The sequence below is a fragment of the Streptomyces sp. NPDC021093 genome (assembly GCF_044333135.1).
Classification (GTDB): Bacteria; Actinomycetota; Actinomycetes; order Streptomycetales; family Streptomycetaceae; genus Streptomyces.
This window is the reverse complement of sequence record NZ_JBIRQJ010000008.1, coordinates 150,207-170,716: the sequence shown is the minus strand read 5'-3', so window position 1 is coordinate 170,716 and position 20,510 is coordinate 150,207. Positions and strand designations below refer to the sequence as shown.

At 68.9% G+C, this 20,510-nt stretch carries 19 protein-coding genes and 3 pseudogenes; 8 read left to right on the top strand and 14 right to left on the bottom strand.

The window, feature by feature from the left end; translation table 11 throughout:
- Positions 1 to 38: 38 nt before the first annotated feature.
- Positions 39 to 529, top strand: a pseudogene (locus tag ACH4SP_RS25830) (transposase); the annotation flags it as partial.
- 310 nt (positions 530 to 839) lie between these two features.
- Positions 840 to 1,871: a pentapeptide repeat-containing protein gene (locus ACH4SP_RS25825; RefSeq protein WP_398417930.1), complete on the top strand. Its 1,032-nt coding sequence runs from the start codon at positions 840 to 842 to the stop codon at positions 1,869 to 1,871.
- Here ACH4SP_RS25825 and ACH4SP_RS25820 read toward each other — a convergent pair.
- The 8 genes and pseudogenes from ACH4SP_RS25820 to ACH4SP_RS25785 all read right to left on the bottom strand — a co-directional run bounded on the left by ACH4SP_RS25820 (position 1,864) and on the right by ACH4SP_RS25785 (position 7,720).
- Positions 1,864 to 2,484 (bottom strand): HAD-IA family hydrolase, encoded by a 621-nt coding sequence (locus ACH4SP_RS25820; protein WP_398417929.1) that lies wholly within the window; start codon positions 2,482 to 2,484, stop codon positions 1,864 to 1,866. The two genes, ACH4SP_RS25825 and ACH4SP_RS25820, sit on opposite strands and share 8 nt — an antisense overlap.
- 8 nt (positions 2,485 to 2,492) lie before the next feature.
- Positions 2,493 to 3,560: a hypothetical protein gene (locus tag ACH4SP_RS25815; RefSeq protein ID WP_398417928.1), complete on the bottom strand. Its 1,068-nt coding sequence runs from the start codon at positions 3,558 to 3,560 to the stop codon at positions 2,493 to 2,495.
- 403 nt (positions 3,561 to 3,963) lie between these two features.
- Complete coding sequence (locus ACH4SP_RS25810; protein ID WP_398417927.1) at positions 3,964 to 4,230, bottom strand: transposase; 267 nt, start codon at positions 4,228 to 4,230, stop codon at positions 3,964 to 3,966.
- A gap of 189 nt (positions 4,231 to 4,419) precedes the next feature.
- Positions 4,420 to 4,665 (bottom strand): transposase family protein, encoded by a 246-nt coding sequence (locus ACH4SP_RS25805; protein WP_398417926.1) that lies wholly within the window; start codon positions 4,663 to 4,665, stop codon positions 4,420 to 4,422.
- A gap of 114 nt (positions 4,666 to 4,779) precedes the next feature.
- A pseudogene (locus ACH4SP_RS25800) lies at positions 4,780 to 5,226 on the bottom strand (maturase); the annotation flags it as partial.
- Between the two features lie 533 nt (positions 5,227 to 5,759).
- Positions 5,760 to 5,892: pseudogene (locus ACH4SP_RS25795) on the bottom strand (IS5/IS1182 family transposase); the annotation flags it as partial.
- A 250-nt stretch (positions 5,893 to 6,142) separates the two neighbouring features.
- Positions 6,143 to 7,420 carry a recombinase family protein gene (locus ACH4SP_RS25790; RefSeq protein ID WP_398417925.1) on the bottom strand — a complete coding sequence of 426 codons (1,278 nt, stop codon included), beginning with the start codon at positions 7,418 to 7,420 and terminating at the stop codon, positions 6,143 to 6,145.
- A 102-nt stretch (positions 7,421 to 7,522) separates the two neighbouring features.
- Positions 7,523 to 7,720 (bottom strand): hypothetical protein, encoded by a 198-nt coding sequence (locus ACH4SP_RS25785; protein ID WP_398417924.1) that lies wholly within the window; start codon positions 7,718 to 7,720, stop codon positions 7,523 to 7,525.
- A gap of 95 nt (positions 7,721 to 7,815) precedes the next feature.
- On the opposite strand from ACH4SP_RS25785, the gene ACH4SP_RS25780 reads away from it, so the two are divergent.
- From ACH4SP_RS25780 to ACH4SP_RS25770, 3 genes are all read left to right on the top strand, one after another.
- Positions 7,816 to 8,112, top strand: coding sequence for a hypothetical protein (locus ACH4SP_RS25780; RefSeq protein WP_398417923.1), 297 nt, complete (start codon positions 7,816 to 7,818; stop codon positions 8,110 to 8,112).
- The gene (locus ACH4SP_RS25775) at positions 8,109 to 8,492 is read left to right on the top strand and encodes a DUF2809 domain-containing protein (RefSeq protein WP_398417922.1); all 384 of its coding nucleotides are present in this window, start codon (positions 8,109 to 8,111) and stop codon (positions 8,490 to 8,492) included. Before ACH4SP_RS25780 ends, ACH4SP_RS25775 begins: the two co-directional genes overlap by 4 nt.
- A gap of 122 nt (positions 8,493 to 8,614) precedes the next feature.
- Positions 8,615 to 10,096, top strand: a complete 1,482-nt coding sequence (locus tag ACH4SP_RS25770) for an aldehyde dehydrogenase family protein (protein WP_398417921.1) — start codon at positions 8,615 to 8,617, stop codon at positions 10,094 to 10,096.
- Positions 10,097 to 10,169: 73 nt separating this feature from the next.
- Here the strand turns inward: ACH4SP_RS25770 and ACH4SP_RS25765 are convergent, their stop codons facing one another.
- The gene (locus tag ACH4SP_RS25765; RefSeq protein ID WP_398417920.1) at positions 10,170 to 10,691 is read right to left on the bottom strand and encodes a MarR family winged helix-turn-helix transcriptional regulator; all 522 of its coding nucleotides are present in this window, start codon (positions 10,689 to 10,691) and stop codon (positions 10,170 to 10,172) included.
- A 28-nt stretch (positions 10,692 to 10,719) separates the two neighbouring features.
- Positions 10,720 to 12,564, bottom strand: a complete 1,845-nt coding sequence (gene asnB, locus ACH4SP_RS25760) for an asparagine synthase (glutamine-hydrolyzing) (RefSeq protein ID WP_398417919.1) — start codon at positions 12,562 to 12,564, stop codon at positions 10,720 to 10,722.
- 229 nt (positions 12,565 to 12,793) lie between these two features.
- On the opposite strand from asnB, the gene ACH4SP_RS25755 reads away from it, so the two are divergent.
- A complete protein-coding gene (locus ACH4SP_RS25755; protein ID WP_398417918.1) occupies positions 12,794 to 13,234 on the top strand; it encodes a VOC family protein in 441 nt (146 codons plus the stop codon).
- Between the two features lie 117 nt (positions 13,235 to 13,351).
- Here the strand turns inward: ACH4SP_RS25755 and ACH4SP_RS25750 are convergent, their stop codons facing one another.
- The 3 genes from ACH4SP_RS25750 to phnA all read right to left on the bottom strand — a co-directional run bounded on the left by ACH4SP_RS25750 (position 13,352) and on the right by phnA (position 17,450).
- Positions 13,352 to 14,515, bottom strand: a complete 1,164-nt coding sequence (locus tag ACH4SP_RS25750) for a TIGR03364 family FAD-dependent oxidoreductase (RefSeq protein ID WP_398417917.1) — start codon at positions 14,513 to 14,515, stop codon at positions 13,352 to 13,354.
- Positions 14,516 to 14,608: 93 nt separating this feature from the next.
- Positions 14,609 to 15,979, bottom strand: coding sequence for an MFS transporter (locus ACH4SP_RS25745; RefSeq protein WP_398417916.1), 1,371 nt, complete (start codon positions 15,977 to 15,979; stop codon positions 14,609 to 14,611).
- 220 nt (positions 15,980 to 16,199) lie between these two features.
- Positions 16,200 to 17,450, bottom strand: a complete 1,251-nt coding sequence (gene phnA, locus ACH4SP_RS25740; protein ID WP_398417915.1) for a phosphonoacetate hydrolase — start codon at positions 17,448 to 17,450, stop codon at positions 16,200 to 16,202.
- A 217-nt stretch (positions 17,451 to 17,667) separates the two neighbouring features.
- Between phnA and ACH4SP_RS25735 the strand changes: the two genes are divergently transcribed.
- On the top strand, positions 17,668 to 18,618 hold the full coding sequence (locus ACH4SP_RS25735) for a LysR family transcriptional regulator (protein WP_398417914.1): 951 nt from the start codon (positions 17,668 to 17,670) through the stop codon (positions 18,616 to 18,618).
- A gap of 13 nt (positions 18,619 to 18,631) precedes the next feature.
- Here ACH4SP_RS25735 and ACH4SP_RS25730 read toward each other — a convergent pair whose 3' ends face one another.
- Positions 18,632 to 19,735 carry a hypothetical protein gene (locus ACH4SP_RS25730; RefSeq protein ID WP_398417913.1) on the bottom strand — a complete coding sequence of 368 codons (1,104 nt, stop codon included), beginning with the start codon at positions 19,733 to 19,735 and terminating at the stop codon, positions 18,632 to 18,634.
- 138 nt (positions 19,736 to 19,873) lie between these two features.
- On the opposite strand from ACH4SP_RS25730, the gene ACH4SP_RS25725 reads away from it, so the two are divergent.
- On the top strand, positions 19,874 to 20,365 hold the full coding sequence (locus ACH4SP_RS25725) for a glutathione peroxidase (protein WP_398417912.1): 492 nt from the start codon (positions 19,874 to 19,876) through the stop codon (positions 20,363 to 20,365).
- Positions 20,366 to 20,510: the final 145 nt, after the last annotated feature.

The following is a 20,510-nucleotide window of genomic DNA, read 5'->3' as shown; positions in this document are numbered from 1 at the left end:
CGGGTCCACCACTCAGGCCGGTGAACTACGCGATCAGGCAGAGCGTCAAAACCGCCACCACTGTTCCCACCGACACCCAGGGAACCGACGCCGGCAAGAAGTTTGTGGGCCGCAAGCGCAGCGTTGTCGTCGATACGCTCGGTCTGTTACTGCTGGTCAGCGTGACCGCCGCCAGTGTCTCGGACAACGAGGCAGGCATACCACTCCTCACCCGCTTCGCTGCCGATCACCCCACCATCAGCAAGGCCTGGGTCAACACCGGTTACAAGAAGAAGGCGATCGAACACGGTGCCCAACTCGGCATCGACGTCGACGTCGTTCCGCGAAACGAGCAGGCCAAAGGCTTCGCCGTGATCCCGAGGCGCTGGGTCGTGGAGCGAAGTTTCGGATGGGTCATGATGCACCGCCGCCCGCCCGCGACTACGAGACCAAACCCGCGCGCTCCGAGAGCATGATCCGCCTCGCGATGATCTCGAACCTCGCGAAACGAGCAACCGGTGAAACACCCATAGCCTGGCACAATCCATGAACTATCCGGTTTTCAACCGGAACGTCCTCTCAGAGTGCAGTACGCGAGGTAATGCCCGTTTCAGGCTGGGAGTTGGGTGAGGGTCCCGCGTCAGCCTAGAAGTACCCCCAACCGCCTGGATCAACGACCCCGCCAAGCGCCGCGAGCCCGCACCACAAACCTCATAGCCTCACGAACGTCTCACTGGACTTGAAATCTTCCGACAGCGGCGCCCAATCCCGTACGAGCCCTGGCCAGAATGACATATGCACTGTGTCATGCCTTTATGAGAACCCGTGTTGGTAGGAGGGGAGTACTGAGGTACGCGGTCGTGGCCGTCGGCACCGTCGGCGTCTGCACATTCCTGCTGGGCCCAGGCGCCTGGCTGCTCGCGGGTGGCTCGGTGCGAGGGAAGGACCTGGAGGAGACTCGTAGGACCTTGATAGCCACCGTGGTGACCGGTTCCACCCTGGCGGGGCTTGCCTACACCATCCGGCACTACCTTTTGGCCCGCCGCGGTCAAGTGGCCGAGCGCTACAGTAGGGCGGTCGCCCAGTTGGCCGGAGCGCCCGTGGAGCGATTGGGCGGCATCTACGCACTGGAACATGTGATGCGTGAGTCGGAAGACGATCACGAGACCATCGTCGAGGTGCTGGCTTCGTACGTACGCACTGAGTCGCCCGCCCAGCCGGGTGTGACGGGGTCTTCAGTGGTGAGAGCAGACATCGCCGCCGCCATGACCGTGCTGGCCCGGAGACCCTCGCGTCCCGAGACGAACCGCATCGACCTCCGGCGCACCGATCTGGCCGGACTGGAGTTGGTCACGGGCGCCGATCAGCGCGTGCCCAGGCTGGCGCGCGCTGATCTGTGCGGAGCTCGGTTGGTCGGGGTGCGGATGCCGGGAGCCGATCTGAGGGATGTACTGCTCGGGGGCGCCGATCTGACGAGGGCATACCTCAAGGACGCCGTTCTGTCCGGTGCCTGGCTTAGCGGTGCAGTGTTGCGGGAGAGCCACCTGGACAGGGCGAAGCTGGTGGAGGCGAAGCTCGACGCGGCAGTACTGGTTCGCACCTGTTTCCAAGAAGCCGACCTGACCGACTGCTGGTTGGACGGAGCCGAGCAGGACCATGCCATGTTCCAGGGCGCTGCACTGACCCGGGCGTCTCTGCTCGACGTGCATCTGGAGCACAGCCAAGGGCTGACGTGGGAGCAGATCGTATCGGCGTGCCCATTTCCTGACGGCCGTACAGGGCTCTCCGACGGCTTCAGAACCGACCCCGCTGTGCAGGCCCGGATCATTGCATGCCTTGAAGCTCCACCACGCCACCTTCCCCCGTGGCCCTTTCCCTGGCCCCTCAGCTGAGCAGATCACGTCGGAGTTGCGCGGCATCCGAGAAGAGCACGGACCGGATGCCCAGCGCCTGCGCGCCAACGACATTAACCTCGCGGTCATCGATGAAGATGACCTCGTCGACGGTGGTTTCCAGGAGATCCACGGCCTTCAGGTAGCAGTCGGGATCCGGCTTCGCGGTACGTATCTCGCTGCTGCAGATCACCTGCTCGAACGCTCCGAGCCATGGCAGTGTATGCAAGGCTGCGGCAAGCGACAGCGGCGCGTTGGAGAGCACCGCCAGGCGTGTACCCGCTGTCATGAGCTCCTCGGTCATCCGGAGCGTCTCCTCGTCCGGGCGCAGCCAACTCTCTACGTCTAGCCGGTCGAGCGTGGTGACCAGCGAAGGAGAGTATGTGGCGTCGGTGCGGGCCCCGACTCGCTGCCAGTACTCCTCACGGGACGCCTCCCCTACGTCGTACGCTTGGCGCTCGGCCCAGTAGGCCTCCCAGAACACGTCGAAGTCGGCGTTGGCGGCCGCGGCCATCTGCTGCTGATTCTGCTGTGCCTGATGGCGGCCCAGGACGCCCGCGAAGTCACTGAGCAGCCACACGGGTTGCTGGCCATTGCCCACCACGTCTGTCATGAATCTCCTCAAGTCTGGACTGGGATCTCCAGAAAGTCCCGGTGCTGCCAGGCAAGCAGCAGACAAGCTCGCGCCGCGGGCAGGGTGGTGGGGTCGTTCGCGTATTCCTCAACCGTCTGCTGGTCGAAGGGGAGCCCTTGGTAGGGGCGCTGCTTTTTGCGGTCCAGCAAGTAGTGGATCATTTTCGGGAAGCGGTCGGACTCTTCCAGTCGGCGACCGCCGGGTCCTTCGAGGTGACCTTCGTACGTCTCCCTCTGCATGTCCGCGAAGACGTCGTCGAAGAGGCGGTCGGGGAAGACGCAGACCATGAGTACCTCGGGCTTCCAGGTGAGCGGATAGAGGCCGACTCCGAGGTAGTGGCTTTTGGCGCCTCCGCACAATGCCTCTGCCACCGCTGCGTATCGGCGTTCGTCCTGGAAGTTGATGGGGGCTCCACGGTTCGTCGGATTCGTGGAGTCGGGAAAGCCGAGGAACTCCTCCGCGTACTCGCGGATCATGGTGGAGCGAAGGCTGAAGTCTGCTCCCCCATGAGTGTGCCCGTCCGGGGGGCCGCCCGAGGGCTGGAACTCTCCTGCGGGTACCACATGGACAGTGCCGCGGGCTGTGGCCACTCCGGTCCGTCGCTGGAGGTAGAACATGGAGCTGTGCCGCGAAGCACGGATGGTGAGAGTGTTCACACCGGGGGTTGCGCACCGGTTCACCAGGCTGAACGGGCTCGAAAGTGATTCCCGGTAGGGGCCGGTGATTTTTACGCCGCAGGTTCCGACGTACTCGCGGGCGGCCTCGAAGCCGAGTGCCTCGCTGGTGTCGTACCAGTCGAAGTACGACCCCATGGTGAACCTAAGACCGGTGGAGCCAGCCTCCGCGGCGGTGGATGCCGGATCGACGCCGAGGAGCCGGAACGATGGGGCCTGGAAGAAGTGTTCGGGTTTGCTGTACCTGTCGACGGCTGCCGAATAGGTGGGGACAGCCATCCCGTCGACGGGCGGCCAGTTGGCTTTCAACCGGTCCTTGGCGTCGTCGAAGGTGTCGGCTTGTGGCGCGGAGTAGTACAGATGGACGTCGAGCGGTGACATCGGACGAAGTGGAATCCAGCCCGGTCGAGTCAGCAGTGGGATGTGAGAATCGGCCATGTCCGCACGCTGTTCCGCAATGGACTGCACAATGAGAGAAGAGACCAACTGCCCAACATATCCATGCAGTTGGCGAAATCGGTCGACAAGGCGGGCGTCGTGCTCGGTGAGGCGGTGAGTCACGGCAGGTCCTAGTGGAAGAGGCTCCCGAACTGCTTCTATAGGCAGTGTGACAGGCGGCGAGGCTCCTGGACCCGGTGGAGAACGTGGAACAAACCTGAAGTCCCCTTGGTCCTGGTTGTGGTCGGCCGGGGCCTGGGCGGCGAGGAAGCGGGTGTGGCCGCGGCCAGCGCGGGCCAGCAGTGTCGGGAAGAGCCAGCCGTAGGCAGCGGCGCCAGGCAAATTGTCAGGGCGTGTCACCGGAGTAGTACAGGCGGCAGCTGACGCCCGCGCCCGGCGTGCGGGGTCCCCGGTCCCGGCAGATCATTTCGATGCCAGGATGCCAGGCCAGCCAGCGGGCCAGGGGCACCTTCTCCCGGCCGGGCAGCAGGTCGAGGACGGCATGGGTCTCGAAGTCGACCAGCACGGTTCCATACCTTCGGCCGCGCCGGGTAGCGAAGTCGTCCACTCCCAGCACTCGTGGTGATCCCGGGCACGGGTCGGGCAGTGCCATCAGTGCGCTCAGCAGCGTGACCGGCTGACGAGGATGTGGAGCGTCCCGGCGAGCCGCGCGCCGGCTCTGCCCGCCAGCGCCAGGGCGATCGCCCGCACTACTTCCCTCAGTGCAACAGCGTGACGGCCATAGCGGATGGTCAGCCTCTCGACCTGCTCAACAAAGGTCCGGCGCACGCAACTTGCGGCGTCACAGAAGAGCCGCCGCACGGCCAGCCAGGCCGATGACGACCGGCCGTCCGCCGACAGCCGTGTCAGCCAGGGCCTGCTGATACCAGCTGTGAACTCGGCACGAGGAAACACCACAGTCCGGGCACCGCAGCACACCTCCCCTGGTGCGGGCCTTGACCCGCACCACGCCGTCCTCCACACCCACCCGTTCCACCAGCACCATCTCCAGATGCGGGAACACAATGCCGAGCAAGTTGTCAGACACAATCGACCATGCCACCGAAGTGACGCAACGTCATCCGTCACGGAAATCTTGACTGAGCCCATCGAGAAGCCGGCCTCGTCTTCGAAGACGAGCCAGGCGTCGAGCGCCGCTGCAGCCGGTCGATGTGTGGGCCACCTCCCGCAGCGCGGTATGACAGCCGCGACGGGGACGGAACCCATGAGATCGGTCGGAGAACGTCGGCTCGTAATACGCCTCCGACAGGAGGCGGACTACTTCGCCCACAAGTCAATCCGACCAGGTCGGCAGTCCCAGCGGCCGCATCTTCCCATTCTTCTTCGGGATAAGGACGCGCCGGACCGGGTGGAAGCGGTATCGCTCGTGGCGAACAGCCTCAATGATCCGGATAATCTTCCGCTGTGACATACCATCCACGGTTTCCTGCGTGACTCCGGGCGTCATTGCACCTTGGTTGGCATAGATGCGCCCGTAGGCCATCAGATACAGCTGCGGGTTGAACAACTGTCGATACAGCTCACTGCACGGCAGGCGCCGCCTGCCGCGTTCACGCACGACACCCAGCACCGTTGCGGCACTCTGCATTTCGCATACCTCCCGGGTCTCGGGTGCCCGAACCACCTGGCCCCCTTCGCCCTGCGGACGGCCTTCCCGTTCTCCCTGGCCGGGCGTTACTCCGGCGACTACTACGGGGCCTCCGTCGCCATAGGACTCGCATCCCGTAGACGATCCCACGTTCGTCTCTGCTGTACGTACTAGCGCGACGTAGGCGTCCCACTCATCTCCTCGAAGGTCCTCGCTGGACATCGCTTCGCACTCCGGAGGTGCACTGGCCAAGCATTCAAAGTCGGTGCAGAGTACGACGTCGGTTTCAGCTGTCCTTCCGACGGATGGGAGCTTGCACCTACTGGAGATTGGGCTTCAAACAATTCAGTGTTCGCCATATCGCGCGGGCCACCCAGCACACCGTCCCTGACAACTGGGCCCGGTCACTGGTTTCCTGACATGCTCTTGTCCCATCTGCCTTTCGGCTTCAGGTAAGTCATTGACCCAGGAACCTCCTTCGAGTTCCTCCCGGCTGAGCCGGGAATACAGACAGAGCGCCTCGTGGCGCACAAACTCCGCTCTACCACCCAGCGGGTCTTGCCCAGGCCGGAGCCGTGCGGGGCACCTCGGCGGGCAATCTTCGGAGGTGATCCCTCGACTACGGAGGAGCCGCCGGTACTTGTCGAAGTCGTAGCCGCGGTCGGACACCGTCGTCGGGAGCGCGGCCGGCACCGTTGCCTGTCTGGTGGTTACCCCGCCCGGTCTTGGGTGAGGCCGTATGACGCACGGCCAGCCGCCCACTGACCTGAGTTGCGCTGGTAGAACTTGCTGTCGCGAACACGGTGCGTGATTCGCTCGGACTCCTCGCGGGCATCCTCCCGCACCGTGATCTGGCGGCAGCTACGGGAGGGGAGGACCAGCCGTTCAATGCCAACCCCGCCCACAGTGGTTCCAGCTACTGGTTCCCCGTCTCTGCCCAGCGGATCTTGACGCGGTCCCTGCCGTCGAAGCCGTTGCGACCCGTGTGCCTCACGCACTTCGACACGTAGATCTCGTCGATGGCGAGAGCCAGAAGGTCTCGGCGCAGCGCCGCGTCCGCTGATTCCCAGGCTTCGATCGCTGTTGTCTCTTCCAGGAGGAAGGAGATGTCCACGGAGGATCCCGCGAGATCGCGCAGCGCTTTTCCGCTCACCTCCACGTCTCGCGTGGCCTGTTCCAGCATCGGGTTGAAGAAGCGAGCGGCCGGTCCCTCGTAGACTCCGGCCTGCCGGTCGGCGAGCAGCCGTTGCACTGCGGATTCTGCGGCCTTCGCGGCGGCCCGCGTTGCTGCGATCTCCGCCGTCTCGTCGGGGCGGGTCAGCGCCAGCCACCTTTGTGCGGCGACGACGAGCATCGGGTCGTTCGGCTCTGCCCTCAGCAGCCGGTCGCGCCAGCACTCCACCACGTATCGTTCGAGGCTTCCCCTGATCGCCGAGGCGCGCGCCTCGCAGGGTTTCCCCGCCTTGTTGGCCACGCAGGAGTACGAGCTACCGGTGCACGGCATGCGGCTTCCGCAACCTTCGCATCGCAGCAGGCCGGTGAGCAGGTGTTTCGCCCGGCCGTGCCCACTCCTCTCGACCGCCATGTGGGCGATGCGGTGCCCTCCGACCGTCTCACGGGCGAGGTGGTGCTCCTCGTCGTTCACCACCCCCTCGCCCACCCGGACGGGGCGGCCGTTTCGGTCCATGTAGCGCACGGGGATGCCGTGCCCGCGGTTGAGGCGTGTGACCTGCCATCCGGCGTAGACCGGGTTGAGGAGATGTTGGTAGACCACCTGTGGACTCCACCGGCCGCCGGAACTCGACGGGATCCCCTCGGCGTTCAGCCCGCGGGCGATGGCGCGAGTGCTGTGCCCCTCGATCGCCTCCAGGTACCACCTGCGTGCAACATCGGCCTTGCTGGGGCCTGCCGGCTTGTCGGGGATGGCGGGCCTCGGGTCCGGCTCCAGCTTTCGGGTCTCCTCGGCAACCTTCATTCCGTAAGGCGGCCGTCCGGAAGCCCCCATGCCGTGCTCCCGCTGGTAGTCCTTGGTCTCCCGTACGCGCATCGAGGTGCGCTCGCTCTCCTCCCTCGCGTCCTCCGCGCGGTTGATGATCTGCCGGCGGTCTCGGGGGTTGGAGCTGTCCAGGTAGTCACCGTGGAAGATCAGACGCCTCGGCGGTGTCCCGTCTTCCGGGTCGATGATGTCGAGCACCGAGCGAGCGCCCTTGCGGCTCCACCGGTCGAGCCGGAAGCATCAGAGTCCGCTTACCTCACGGGAACGCACAGCATCGAGCGCGGCGTCGTAGTCGGGGCGCTAGACGTCCTTGTACCCCGAGGCGATGTCCTTCCAGACCCGGCGTACCTTCTTGCCCGCCCGTTCCGCCTCGGCCCGGCCCAGCGCCTCTTGAGCGTCCGTGGACAGCTCCTGTCGGTGCCCTCGGACGAACGCGGACTTACGAACGTAGATGTCCCAGTACTCTTCAGGGTCATGCCCCTCACCCACACCGCTCATCTAAAGATCCTTCTCCCTCTGGTCGTGGGCGACACATCATGGGGATGTGTCGCTCCACCCCAGGAGGGGCTGTTCCGGAAGCTGGGCGACGAGGGATGACCGAGCGGAGGTCGCAGGTCCAGTACACGGTCGAGGCGAAGGCGGTCCACGACAGCCTGTCCACCGAGCGGCAGGCCAAGGTGGACCACGCCGTGCGCGTGCTGGCCAGGGACCCGTTCCACAAGCTCGCCACGGCGCAGATCGGGCCCAACGAGACGTACCGCAAGGCGTATGTCGCACCGGGGATCGTGCTGGAGTACGTGGTCGTGCGCGAGGCGTTCGTCGTCGTGCTCCTTGAGCTGTTCGACGAGTCGTCGTACCTGATCGACGAGTCCGAGGGCGGCTCCGGGTGATCCGGACACGGCTGTACGCGCTCGGAGCGGCGGCGGGCGCGATCGCCGCCGCTCTCGGCATCCGGGCGGTCGGCAGCGGCGGCTTCGCGAAGTACTCGGGGGACTCGCTGTACACGGTGCTGCTGTACGCGCTCGTGGTCGCGGTGGCGCCCCGGGTGCGGCCGATGGTCGCGGCGGGGGTCGCGCTCGGGGTGAGCTGGGCGCTGGAGTTCGCCCAACTCAACTCCGTACCGGCGGAGTTGAGCGCCCGCAGCTGGCTGCTGCGGCAGATGTTCGGGTCGACGTTCAACGCACCCGACCTCTTCTGGTACGTCGTCGGGGCGGCCGCCGCGTGGGGTGTGCACCGGTTGGTGCGGGCGGGCCGGCCGGTGGGCCGATAGGGCACGGCTATCGGGCGCATACCCTAATCGGCCGTTGTGGCGGCCCCGCTCCTGAGCGAGCCTGGCCGGGGACGGCGTCGGGGACGGCGCCGGTCCCGGCTCGGTCCAGCGAAGGGGAGGGCATGGCACCCGTTGTGGAGCGCAATCGGCACGCGACCGCACCGCACCTGCGGCTCAATTTCATCGACGGACAGTGGGTGGCGGCGCAGTCCGGGCAGACCCGGGAGAACGTCAACCCGGCCGATCTCGCCGATGTGCTCGGTGAGTTCACCGAGTCCGGCGGGGTCGACGTGGACCACGCGGTCGACGCGGCGTCGGCGGCCCTGGAGTCCTGGCGCGGTCTCGGGCCCGTCGAGCGGGCCGGGTACCTCGTCGCGGCGGGCCGCATCCTGGGCGAGCGGGCCGAGGAGGTCACCGCCGCGATCACCCGTGAGCAGGGCAAGCTCCTCTCCGAGGCGCGCGGCGAGGTCGAACGGGCGCGGGCCGTCCTGGACTTCACGGCGGGCCAGGCCCGGCTGCTCGGCGGTGTGACGGCACCGGCCGAGGAGGACCGCACCTTCGCGTTCACCTTCCGCAGGGCGATCGGCGTGGTCGCACTGATCGCACCGTGGAACTTCCCGCTCGCCATCCCGATGTGGAAGGTGGCTCCCGCGCTGCTCGCGGGCTGCACTGCGGTCCTGAAGCCGTCGCCGCTGACACCGCTGACGTCGGCGCTGCTTGTGGAGGTCTTCCAGCAGGCGGGGGTTCCCGACGGGGTGCTCAACCTGGTCCAGGGCAATGTCGCGGCCGGTGAGGCACTGGTCGCGAACCCGGCGGTCGCGGGCATCAGCTTCACCGGTTCGCTGCCGGTGGGCACCGCGATCCACACGGGCGGCGCGCACCGACTGCTGCGTACACAACTGGAGTTGGGCGGCAAGAACGCGGTCGTCGTGTGCGACGACGCGGACGTCGACAAGGCCGTGGACGCGGTCGTGAAGGGAGCGTTCGGGCAGGCGGGGCAGCGGTGCAGCGCCACCAGCCGGGCCGTGGTCGACGTGAGCGTGCGCGAGGAGTTCCTGGAGAGGCTGCTCGCCAGGCTCGGTGGGCTGCGGGTGGGTCCCGGCGACGACCCGGCGTCGACGGTCTGCCCGGTGGTCAACACCGCCCGGCTGGACGCGGCGCTGGACGCCGTCGCGGGCGCGCGGCGCGAGGGCGGCAAGGTGCTGTGCGGCGGCGGGCGCGAGGTCCGCGACGACCTGCCCGAGGGCTGCTACGTGCAGCCGACCGTCGTACGAACCTCCTGGGACAGCGAGTTGGCGCAGGAGGAGGTGTTCGGCCCGGTCCTCGCGGTGATCGACGCGGACGGCTTCGAGCACGCCATGAGAATCGCCAACTCGGTGAAGTACGGCATGTCGGGGACCGTCTTCACCGCCTCGCAGTCCCGCGCCTTCGAGGCGATCGAGCGCTTCGAGGCGGGCATGCTGCACGTCAACCGGCCCGGCGTGGGCGCGTACGCGCATCTGCCGCACGTCGGCTCGAAGGCGTCCCAGTACGGTCCGCCGGAGTGCTCGCCCGAGGTCTTCGACTTCTACACGGAGTGGCACTCGGCCTGCATCAGCTACTGACCGCCGAGGGGCCCTGCGTACGTACGGGAGGTCCGGCACCCCCTCGTGAGGGCGTGCCGGACCTCCCGTACGTTCACGCGTCGTCCGCCTCCGCGAGTCTGCGGAGCAGCGGGGCCAGGGACACCACGGCACGGGCCTGCTCCGGGTCGAGGGTGCCGAGCCGGGCGGCCAGCGCCTCGGCCTCGGCGATGGCCACCTCGCTCAGCGCCTCGGCGCCGCGCGCGGTGAGCCGTACCGAGGAGGCCCGGCCGTCGCTGGGGTCGGGCTCGCGGCGCACCAGGCCCCGGGCCTCCAGGGCGGCGATCGCGGCGGTGGCCGTGGGCTGCGAGCAGGGCACCCGCGCGGCGAGTTCGCCGATCCGGGCCGGGCTCTTCTCGTACAGCAGGGACAGGGCGATGACCTGGGTGGGCTGGAGCCGGCCGGCCGGGGCGGCCCGGCGCAGGCTGCGCATCAGGCGGTGCAGGGAGACCACCAGGTCCCGTACCTGTGCGTCCGGTACATACGTGCCCTGCGCATCCGCATCCCGGACGACCGCGTCCCGCACGTCCGCGTCCCGTACCGCCGCATCCCGTACGTCCGCGTCCTCTGCACCCATGTCAACCCGCCCCCGTGCCACGATCAGGTCAAGAGAGTGTCAGGGTCGGCTTGTACATGTCCAGCCAAAGGGCCAGGTCGAGGGTGAGTTCCAGGCCCCGCCGGGAGGCCATGGTGATCTGCGGCGATTCCACTTCGGCGGCGAGCCCGAGCCGGCCCTGGTCCACGACGTCGAACACCCGGTGGCCGGGGTCGGCGAGGAGGTCCTTGGCGTGACCCTGGAGAGCGAGTGCGTACTTGGGGTCCTGGGTGGAGGGGTACGGGCTCTTGACCCTGTCGTACACCGAGCGCGGCAGGACGTCGGCGGTGGCCTCGCGCAGCAGGCTCTTCTCCCGGCCGTCGAAGGACTTCAGGGCCCACGGCGCGTTGTACACGTACTCGACGAGCCGGTGGTCGCAGAACGGGACGCGCACCTCAAGACCCGTGGCCATGCTGGCGCGGTCCTTGCGGTCGAGCAGGATGCGGACGAAGCGGGTGAGGTGGAGGTGGCTGATGCGGCGCATGCCGTACTCGAAGTCGCTGTCGCCGTCGAGGCGTTGGATGCCGGAGACCGCGCTCGTGTAGCTGTCCTTGACGTACGTGCCGAGGTCGAGCGAGTCGACGAGGGCGGGGCGCAGAACGGATTCGTCGCCGATGCCCAGGTGCTTCCCGGTCTCCCCCATCCAGGGGAAGGTGGTGCCCCGGCGGGCCTCTTCTTCGAAGAACTGCCGGTAGCCGCCGAAGACTTCGTCCGCCGACTCCCCCGAAAGGGCGACCGTGGAGCGTTCGCGTATCGCCTTGAAGAGGAGGTAGAGCGAGGCGTCCATGTCGCCGAGGCCCATCGGCAGGTCGCGGGCGCGGATCATTTTGGCGCGCACCTCGGGGTCGGCGAGGGCCTGCGAGTCCAGGACGATGTCCTGGTGGTCGGTGGCGGAGGCGCGCGCCACGTCGTGTACGAACGGGGTGTCGGGGGTGGCGCGCAGTGCGTCGGCGACGAAGCTCTCGGTCTGGCCGACGAAGTCGACGGCGAAGCTGCGCACCCGCTCCCCCGCCGGGGCGAGCTGCCGTGCGGCGAGCGCGGTCATCGCGGAGGAGTCGAGGCCGCCGGAGAGCAGGGTGCACAGGGGGACGTCGGCGACGAGCTGGCGCCGGACGATGTCGTCCATCAGCGTCCTGACGCGGGCGATCGTGGTGTCGCGGTCGTCGGTGTGCTCGGTGGACTCCAACTCCCAGTAGACGTGGCGGCGCAGGCCGCCCCTGTCCACCGTGACGACGGTGCCGGGCTCGACCTCGCGCATGCCCTCCCAGACGGCGTGTCCTGGCGTCTTGGTGAAGGCGAGCACTTCGCGCAGCCCGTCGAGGCCGACCTCACGGCGGGCCAGCGGGTTGGCGAGGATGGCCTTGGGCTCGGAGCCGAAGAGGACGCCGTCGGGGGTCTCGTAGTAGTAGAAGGGCTTGATGCCCATCCGGTCGCGGATCATGACGAGCCGCTGCTTGTGCTCGTCCCAGACGGCGAAGGCGTACATGCCGTTGAGACGGGAGGCGACGTCCTCGCCCCATTCGAGGTAGCCGTGGAGCACGACCTCGGTGTCGGACTCGGTGCTGAACCGGTGTCCGCGCGCGACGAGTTCGGCGCGGAGTTCGGTGAAGTTGTACGCCTCGCCCGAGTAGACGACGGCGACGGTACCGCGCGGGGTGTCGACGGTCATGGGCTGCCGGCCGCCGGGCAGGTCGATGATGGCGAGCCTGCGGTGGCCGAGGGCGGCGGGTCCGGAGATCCAGGTGCCGCGGTCGTCGGGGCCGCGGCAGTCCATGGTCTCGGTCATCGCGTCGACGGTGTGCTGCTCGGCGCGCAGATCACGTGCGTACGAGATCCATCCGCTGATTCCACACATGGGGGCTCCTCCTGACATCCGGGCCGGTCCGGGTCCGGACCGACCAGTTGTATCGGGCACCTATGTTTTGAGGGTGGGTCAGACGGAGGGGGCTCGTCAACCTGCCGGTGACATAACGAGGGGTGCCCGGGCGGAACTCGGCCGACTTTCGACCCGGGTCCAGCGGCGGACAACGCCCGGGACCCTGGTCGGATCACGGACCCCACGGGCCTCGCCCATAATGCGGTGCATGACTACTACTTGGCCGAAACACCTCGACGTGGGCGCCGTGCGCTTCGCCCGCCCCACCGCCCACTACGACGCGGTCCTCGCCTTCTACCGGGACGACCTGCAGCTTCCCGTGCTGGCCGACTGGCGGGGCCACGACGGATACGACGGCGCGGTGTTCGGGCTGCCCGGCACGCCCGTCCACATGGAGATCACCCAGCACGGCAGTCCGCCGCGGATACCGGAGCCGCACCCGGAGAACCAGCTCGTGCTGTACGTGCGCGGGCCCGGGGCCGTCGAGGCGGGCGTGGCCCGGATGCGCGAGCGCGGGCACGAGCCGGTGGAGGCGGCCAACGCGTACTGGCCGGAGCGCGGCGCGGTGGTGTTCGCCGACCCGGACGGCTGGATGGTCATCCTGGCGCCCTGGGTGTTCGGCGAGGACCCGGTGCCGACTCCGGCCTAGCGCTCACGCGGGCGGGGCCCGGGCGGCAACTCCCGCCGGGGCCCCACTCCTTGACGCACCGTCATCTCTGATCCGTCATCCCTGATCCGTCATCTCTGGTCCGTCAAGCCTGATCCGTCAGCCGGGGATCAGCTCCTGCGCGAGGCCGAAGGACAGCGTCATGCCCGCGCCGCCGACGCCGTTGACGACGGTGACGCCCGGCTCCGGGTTCACGATCAGTTCGGTGCGGCCGTCGCGCAGCGAAGGGTAGTAGCCGACCCAGCGCTCGGTGATCTCCGCGTTCGGGAGCTTCGCGAAGGTGGCGAGGTAGTCGAGCACCGCCCTGTTGATCTCCTCGCTCTCGAACGGGTCGAGGGTCCTGCCGTACGCGTGGCTGTCGCCGATGGTCAGGCGTCCGTCGGCGGTCTGCGAGAGCAGCACGTGGATGCCGTTCTCCCGGTGGAAGGGGTACTGCTCGCCCATCCGGCCCGCCAGTTCGGCACGCGACGTGCAGTCGTCGAACGCCGCGTAGTGCAGCAGGGTCAGGCCGCCGCAGAGCATCGGGCCGAGCTCCCAGCGCGACGGCTGCGGGCCGGTCCGCATCATCTGGAGCTTGCAGCGGACGATGCCGGCCTCGGCGAACACCTCGGGGTAGAGGGTCTCGAAGTCGTTGCCGCTGCACACGAAGACGTTGTCGACCCGCCAGTCACCGGCCGTGGTCGAGACGGTCGGCATGTCGATGCCGCGCACGGTGGTGCCGAAGCGGATGTCGACGCCGTACTCACCGATCAGGTACTCGGCGACGGCGGGTATCGCGCGGCGCGGGTCCACATTGAGCTCGGTGGGGCTCCACATCGCGGCGAGCAGGCCGTCCTCGACGGCGGTGGAGCTGCGCTCCAGGGCGTCCTTCGGGGTGATCATCCTGGTGCCCTGCTCACGGGCGGCCCCGGTGGTCTCCACGAACTCCTCCAGGACGGCGACCTCGTCGGCGTGGTGGGCGAGGTGCAGGGAACCGGTCGGGGCCGCCCACAGGCCGGTCCTGGCCGCGATCTCCTGCCACACGGCGCGGCTGCGCAGCCCGCGGTCGTACATGGCGCCGCGCTGCTGGCCGACCGACCAGATCATGCCGAAGTTGCGGATGGAGGCGCCGACGGCGTAGTCGTCGCGCTCGAACAGGACGACCTTGTCGCCCCGCTTGGCGGCGGCGAGTGCGTGGGCGAGGCCGACGATGCCGCCGCCGACGACGGCGGTGTCCGCACGGTTGACGGCTGCGCCGCTGACAACTGTGCTGTTTGCAGACATACGGGGTCCCCTATCTCAGAACGTACGTCGGTACAAGATCAGTTCGCGGTGTACGGGAGGCGACGTCCCGGCGGATGCCACCTTGCTCCGGGGTTACGCGGCCCGGGGAACCCGGTTCCAGTGCGGCACCATCAGCACGCCCGCCAGCAGCGCGGCCACCGCGAAGAGGGTGAACAGGACGCCTCCGGAGAGGAATCCGGGGAGCAGGCCGCCGAGGATGGCGCCGACCGAACCACAGCCGTTGACCAGGCCCGCGGCCGTACCGGCGCCCTTGGCGCTGCCGAAGTCGACGGCGGCGACGCAGGAGATCATCGCGTCGGCCGCGTACACCGAGATCCCGATGACGGCCAGCACGGCGATCATGATGCCGACGCTGCCGGTCGCGGTGAGCGGCATGAACAGGGCCAGTGCCGCCGTCAGGACGCCCAGCGCGACGACGCAGGCGGGGGCGCGCCGGGAGTGGAAGACGTGGTCCGAGACCCAGCCGATGAGGATCGGTGCGACGACTCCTGCGACGCCGAAGGCGACCGGGACGAGCGTGGCGCCCGCCTTGTCGATCTCGGGGATGCGCTCGGCGACGATGACCGGGCCCCAGAACAGGATGGCGTACCGGGCGGGCTTGAGCAGGAAGTAGCAGATGCCCAGGGTGAGGACCATGCGGTCGCGCAGGGTCTCCCGGTAGAGGGCGAGCCCGGTGGGCCGGTTCTCCTCGGCCGGTCCGAATGCCGTCCCGTCGGCCGACCGGGCGGCATTCGGGTCGAGGTCGGGGTCGTCGAGGCCCACGTCCCGGGGCGAGTCGCGCTGGAGGACCAGGAACAGTCCGAGGACGACGGCGAGGGTCGCGGCTCCGGCGAAGAAGGCCGCCTGCCAGCTGTCGAACACCGAGTACGCCAGCCAGCCGAGGAACGGCGGGGCGGCCAGGCCGCCGAAGGCGTAGTTGGTGCTCCACAGCCCCAGGACGCGCCCGCGCTCCTTGACCGTGAAGAAGTTGCCCATGTTCTTGCAGAGCGGCGCCCAGCCGGCGGACTGCGCGAGGCCCTGGAGTACCATCGCCCCGCCGAAGACGAGGACGGCGCTGCTGAGGCCCATGAGGCAGGCGGCGACGATCGCACCGATCATGCCGCCGATGACGACGACGCGCGGACCGAAGCGGTCGGCCCACATGCCCCAGAGGAACTGTCCCGCGGCGTAGGCGGCGAGGTAGACGGAGTCGATGACCCCCAACACCCCTTTGGTGAGTAAGGTGTTGACGGCGGGGTCGTCGAGGATGCCGAGCTTGGCGACGGAGAAGGCCTGGCGTACGAAGTAGAAGCCGGCGTAGGTGACCCAGGTGATCGCGAATATCTGCCGGCGCCAGCGGGAGGCGCGGGCGGAACGCAGCACCGGGTGGGTCCGGTGCACCGCCTCGCGGGTGGTGATGGTCTGTGGCTCTTCTGATCCTTGCTGTGGTGCGAGGTCGGCCATGGCGGCGGCGTCCTGTCCTCGACGTGCACGGGTAGGGGTGAGCGGTTCGGTACGGCCGTGCCCGCACTGCCGGCACGGGCGGGGTGCGGGCACGGCACGGCCCCGGCGCGCGCCCGGGCAGGCGCACCGGGGCCGGGTCCGTGGGGTTCGGTGGGGTTCGGTGGATTTCGGTGTGGGTCGGTGGAGTTCGGTGAGGTTCTGCCGGGTTCGGCGGTACGGATCAGGCGGTCAGGGACCGGCCCGCCGCGAGGGTGGTGCCCACCCAGTACGAGTCGAAGTTGCGCAGCCGGTGCCCGGCGGGCAGCTCGACGGGGACGTTCACCAGGAACGGCACCTTCTGCTCGGTGAGTCCGCCGTGCGAGCGCAGCGGCTCCTTGAAGCCGGAGATGTCGTGGCGCGAAGGCGTCGTGCCGAGGGCGGTGTTGCGGGTCGCGATGACGACGATGTCGCCTATCCGGTCGCCCGGCAGCTCGAACCGCTCGCAGGCCTCCTCGCGGGTCAGGACCGTGTCGACGCCGTCGAGAGCGGCGACCTCGCCGACGAGGGCTGCGGTGTCCGTGCCCTCCGGCAGGTGCACGGTCGCGTAACTGCCGAGCGCACCGTGGTGGACGGTGTACGGGTCGGTGATCGGCAGGATCACGCGGGAGGCGCCCGCGCCGAGCCTCCCGTCGAAGAAGTCCTGGAGGAAGACCACTTGGGCCACGCCGTCGGCGTCGCTCTTGGCGTTCATCCCGTGGTCGGCGGTGACGACGAGGATCGCGCCGAGGGCGTCGATCTTCTCGAAGTAGCCGTCGAGCATGCCGTAGAAGTCGTTGGCGACGGGCGAGCCCGGGGCGTGCTTGTGCTGGATGTAGTCGGTGAGCGACAGGTACATCAGGTGCGCGCCGTCCTTCGGGCTCTCCTTCTCCAGCACGTCGACACCGGCGGCCATGACCAGCTCGCTGAGCTCGGCGCTGTAGACGGACGGCAGTTCCATGCCGACCCGCTCCAGGACCTTGGAGATGCCGTTGTCCTCGTCCGTCACTTGGTCGGCCTTCTCCGCGGAGAAGCAGACGCCGTCGACCAGGTCGCGGCCGAGCAGGCGGCGCAGCTTGTCCTTCGCCGTGATGACGGTGACCCTGCCGCCGGCCTTGGAGAACTCGGCGAAGAGGGTGGGCACCCTGAGCAGCTCCGGGGCGTTCATCATGATCTCGGTGCCGGACTCGGTGTCGAAGAAGTAGTTGCCGCAGATGCCGTGCACGGCCGGCGGCCGCCCGGTGGCGATGGAGATGTTGTTGGGGTTGGTGAACGACGGCATCGTGCAGTCGCCGCGCAGGTCGGCGCCCCGCTCCAGCATCCTCTCCAGGAACGGCATCCGTCCGTCCGCGACGGCCCGCTCGTGGTAGGCGTCCTCGCTGCCGTCGATGCAGACCACGACGACCGGCCGCCGGGGCCAGGGGTAGTCGCGGCCGTTGACCTGAAGCTGCTCCATGGACGGAACTCCCTGCGGTTCGTAGTCACGGAGCGGTGGCTGCCGCCCCGTGGGACATGGGTAGCACCCGGCGCACGCCGTCCAGAACCTCTCGGTTCGCTATGGCTCCCATAGCCGCGTCCGGGCCACCGCACCCCCTCCCCCTGCGGCCGGATCGCGACTAGGCTCGCCGCGCGCACAGTCGATCAACGCGCGCACGGTTGATCAAGGGAGGCATGTGGAACTGAACCTCCACCGGCTGTGGATCTTCATGCAGGTGGTCAAGCACCACGGGTTCTCGGCGGCGGCGCAGAAGCTCTACATGAGCCAGCCGTCCGTCTCCAACCAGGTGCGCCGCCTTGAGCAGTCCCTGCGCGTGACGCTGATCGACCGCTCCGGCGCCAGGACCCGCCCGACGGCGGAGGGCGAGGTGCTCGCCGAGTACGGGAAGCGGGTCTTCCTGCTCGCCGAGGAGGCGGTCTCCGCGGTGCAGCAGGTCAGCGGCCTGACCTCGGGCCGGCTGCTCGTCGGCGGTTCCACGACGGTGGGCACGTACCTCCTCCCCCCGCTGCTCGCCCGCTACCAGCAGGACCATCCGGGGATCATCTGCGACATCTTCGTCGGCAACAACGAGGCGGTACTGGAACGCCTGTTGGGCGGCGGCATCGGCATCGCCGTCGTCGCCGGGACCCCGACCTCGAACCAGCTGGTCGTGGAGACGGTGCTGGACGAACGCCTGGTCGTGGTGGCCGCGTCGACGCATCCCCTCTCCGGTGCGGGCGAGGTCGCCCCGCAGGACCTCCGGGACTGCCGATTCCTGCTGCGCGAGCCCGGCTCGCAGACCCGTGAGCTGCAGGAACAGGTGTTGGGCGACTGGGAGTTGGCGGACGTCCCGCACGGTGACGTGTGGGGCCCCGAGGCCGTGAAGCAGTGCGTGGCGGCGGGCCTCGGCATCACCCTCATCTCGGAGCACGCCGTGGTGGACGACGTGAGGTCCGGGGCGCTGACGGTGGTCCCGGTGAGTCCGGCGCCACGCTCCCGGCCGGTGAACCTCGTCCGTCGGCGCGACCGGCTGCTCTCTCCCGCGGAGCACGCCTTCATGGCACTGCTCCGCACCATCGCCGGCTGGCCGCGCGAACTGCCCGCCCCACAGCGGGAGTCGGGGTCCGGGGTGCAGTCCCCGCAATAGCCCACGGCCAGGGTCACCCCCCTCCCAGCGCGGCAGCGATCCGGCGGGCCACACCCCGGTGGCCGACCCGGTGCGCCAGATCCGCCAGTTCGTCGCGCGCCGCCGCGCCGTCCTGCAGTGACAGCGCCACGACAGCCGCCTCCGCCACCTTGGGCGCGGCGGGTGTCCCGCTCGGCAGGGGCCGCAGCGCGGTGTCCGCGAGCCGGGCCAGGGCGGCGGCCGTGTCCGAGGCGGCGGGCAGCAGGCCCAGCAGCCAGGCGAGGCCGCGCAGGGCCTGGCAGTTGTACGGGTCGGGGCGCCCGGCCGCGTCGATGTCGCCGTACTGGTGGCTGCGCAGTGGTGGCGCCGCACGGTCGAGGCCCACCAGGTCGAACCAGGCGTGGACGCGGTGGCGCACCTGCTCCGCACCCGCCGCCACCAGCAGCGACCGGCCGGTGCGGGCCCACTTCGCGGAGGGTGCCCGGGCGGTGGGCGGGGCGGTGTGTGCCAGCAGCCGCTGCCAGGGTTCGCCGCCCGCGGTTTCGTCCTTGAGGGCCTGGTCGGCCCAGGGTTCTCCGGGGTTGAGGACCGGCCCGGGGCACACGGCGAGGAGCTCCCGCAGGGCGGGCTCGGCGTGGCATTCGAGGGCGGTGCGGCGGAACACCGCGAGGACGGCAGGGGCGGGGGTCCGGCCGGCGGCCAGCTCGGCCACCGCCAGCTCCCAGTCCCGATTGCCGGAGGCGACGACGTACCGCTCCCCCAACTCGATGAGCCTGGCCTGCCGTTCGGCAGCGAGCAGATCGCCGTCGAGGTCCCGGGCCACTCCGCTGGCCACCGTGAGGAGTTCGGCGCGCAGATAGCCCGGGCCGCGGCCGAAGTCCTCGAAGACGTACGGCCCTTCGTCCGCGACCCGCGCCAGCCAGTCCGCCCAGATCCGGGCGAGGGCCAGCCGGTCGGCGTCCGGGAGCGCGCGCAGCAGTGCCAGGTTGTCGGCGCCGGGGCCGGTCATGGAACCGTTGTGGCAGGAGGCCTTCATCACCGCACGGGCGAGCCCCGGCAGGTCACCGCGGGCGGCCAGCTCCCGGTACCCGGCCGCCTGTTCCACCAGCAACTGAGGGTTGCTCATCCATCTGCTCATGGTCACGAGCGTAGGAGCCACCACTGACAACGCCCCTGCGGTCGGCCGCCCGGACGGGGGTCGCGGCGTGACTGTCGGTGTCACGGGTTAGCCTGCGAATTCGGACGAAACCGCAGAGCAATCGAGGAGGACACGCACATGAGCCTGTACGACATCCCGCTGCACACCCTGGACGGCGAGCCGACGAGCCTGGCCGCACACAAGGGCAAGGCGGTTCTGGTCGTCAACGTCGCGTCGAAGTGCGGTCTGACACCGCAGTACGCGGGCCTGGAGGAGCTGCAGAAGACCTACGCGGACCGCGGCTTCACGGTCCTGGGCGTCCCCTGCAACCAGTTCGCGGGGCAGGAGCCGGGGAGCGCGGAGGAGATCGCGACCTTCTGCTCGGCGAGCTACGGGGTGACCTTCCCGCTTCTGGAGAAGATCGAGGTCAACGGGGAGCACCGGCACCCGCTGTACACGGAGCTGACGGCTTTCGCGGACGCGGAGGGTGAGGCGGGGGACGTGCAGTGGAACTTCGAGAAGTTCCTGCTCTCGCCCGCGGGCGAGGTCGCGGGCCGCTTCCGGCCGCGGACGGAGCCGGGTGACGCGGTCGTCGTGGCGGCGATCGAGGCCCAGCTTCCGACTGTGTAGCGGAACTTGGCGGGGGGGGGCGGGTGGTCTTCGTGCGGGTGCGTCGTGGCTGGCCGCCGGGGCGGGTGGTCTTCGTGCAGGTGCGTCGTGGCTGATCGCGCAGTTCCCCGCGCCCCTAAATGCCTGCCCCCTAGCCCCCTCGGTT

Coding starts and splice junctions, on each gene's coding strand:
- ACH4SP_RS25820 (WP_398417929.1), bottom strand. CDS start 2,484: ATGACAGACGTGGTGGGCAATGGCCAGCAACCCGTGTGGCTGCTCAGT.
- ACH4SP_RS25815 (WP_398417928.1), bottom strand. CDS start 3,560: ATGTCACCGCTCGACGTCCATCTGTACTACTCCGCGCCACAAGCCGAC.
- ACH4SP_RS25810 (WP_398417927.1), bottom strand. CDS start 4,230: ATGGCACTGCCCGACCCGTGCCCGGGATCACCACGAGTGCTGGGAGTG.
- ACH4SP_RS25785 (WP_398417924.1), bottom strand. CDS start 7,720: ATGAGCGGTGTGGGTGAGGGGCATGACCCTGAAGAGTACTGGGACATC.
- ACH4SP_RS25780 (WP_398417923.1), top strand. CDS start 7,816: ATGACCGAGCGGAGGTCGCAGGTCCAGTACACGGTCGAGGCGAAGGCG.
- ACH4SP_RS25770 (WP_398417921.1), top strand. CDS start 8,615: ATGGCACCCGTTGTGGAGCGCAATCGGCACGCGACCGCACCGCACCTG.
- ACH4SP_RS25765 (WP_398417920.1), bottom strand. CDS start 10,691: ATGGGTGCAGAGGACGCGGACGTACGGGATGCGGCGGTACGGGACGCG.
- asnB (WP_398417919.1), bottom strand. CDS start 12,564: ATGTGTGGAATCAGCGGATGGATCTCGTACGCACGTGATCTGCGCGCC.
- ACH4SP_RS25755 (WP_398417918.1), top strand. CDS start 12,794: ATGACTACTACTTGGCCGAAACACCTCGACGTGGGCGCCGTGCGCTTC.
- ACH4SP_RS25750 (WP_398417917.1), bottom strand. CDS start 14,515: ATGTCTGCAAACAGCACAGTTGTCAGCGGCGCAGCCGTCAACCGTGCG.
- ACH4SP_RS25745 (WP_398417916.1), bottom strand. CDS start 15,979: ATGGCCGACCTCGCACCACAGCAAGGATCAGAAGAGCCACAGACCATC.
- phnA (WP_398417915.1), bottom strand. CDS start 17,450: ATGGAGCAGCTTCAGGTCAACGGCCGCGACTACCCCTGGCCCCGGCGG.
- ACH4SP_RS25730 (WP_398417913.1), bottom strand. CDS start 19,735: ATGAGCAGATGGATGAGCAACCCTCAGTTGCTGGTGGAACAGGCGGCC.
- ACH4SP_RS25725 (WP_398417912.1), top strand. CDS start 19,874: ATGAGCCTGTACGACATCCCGCTGCACACCCTGGACGGCGAGCCGACG.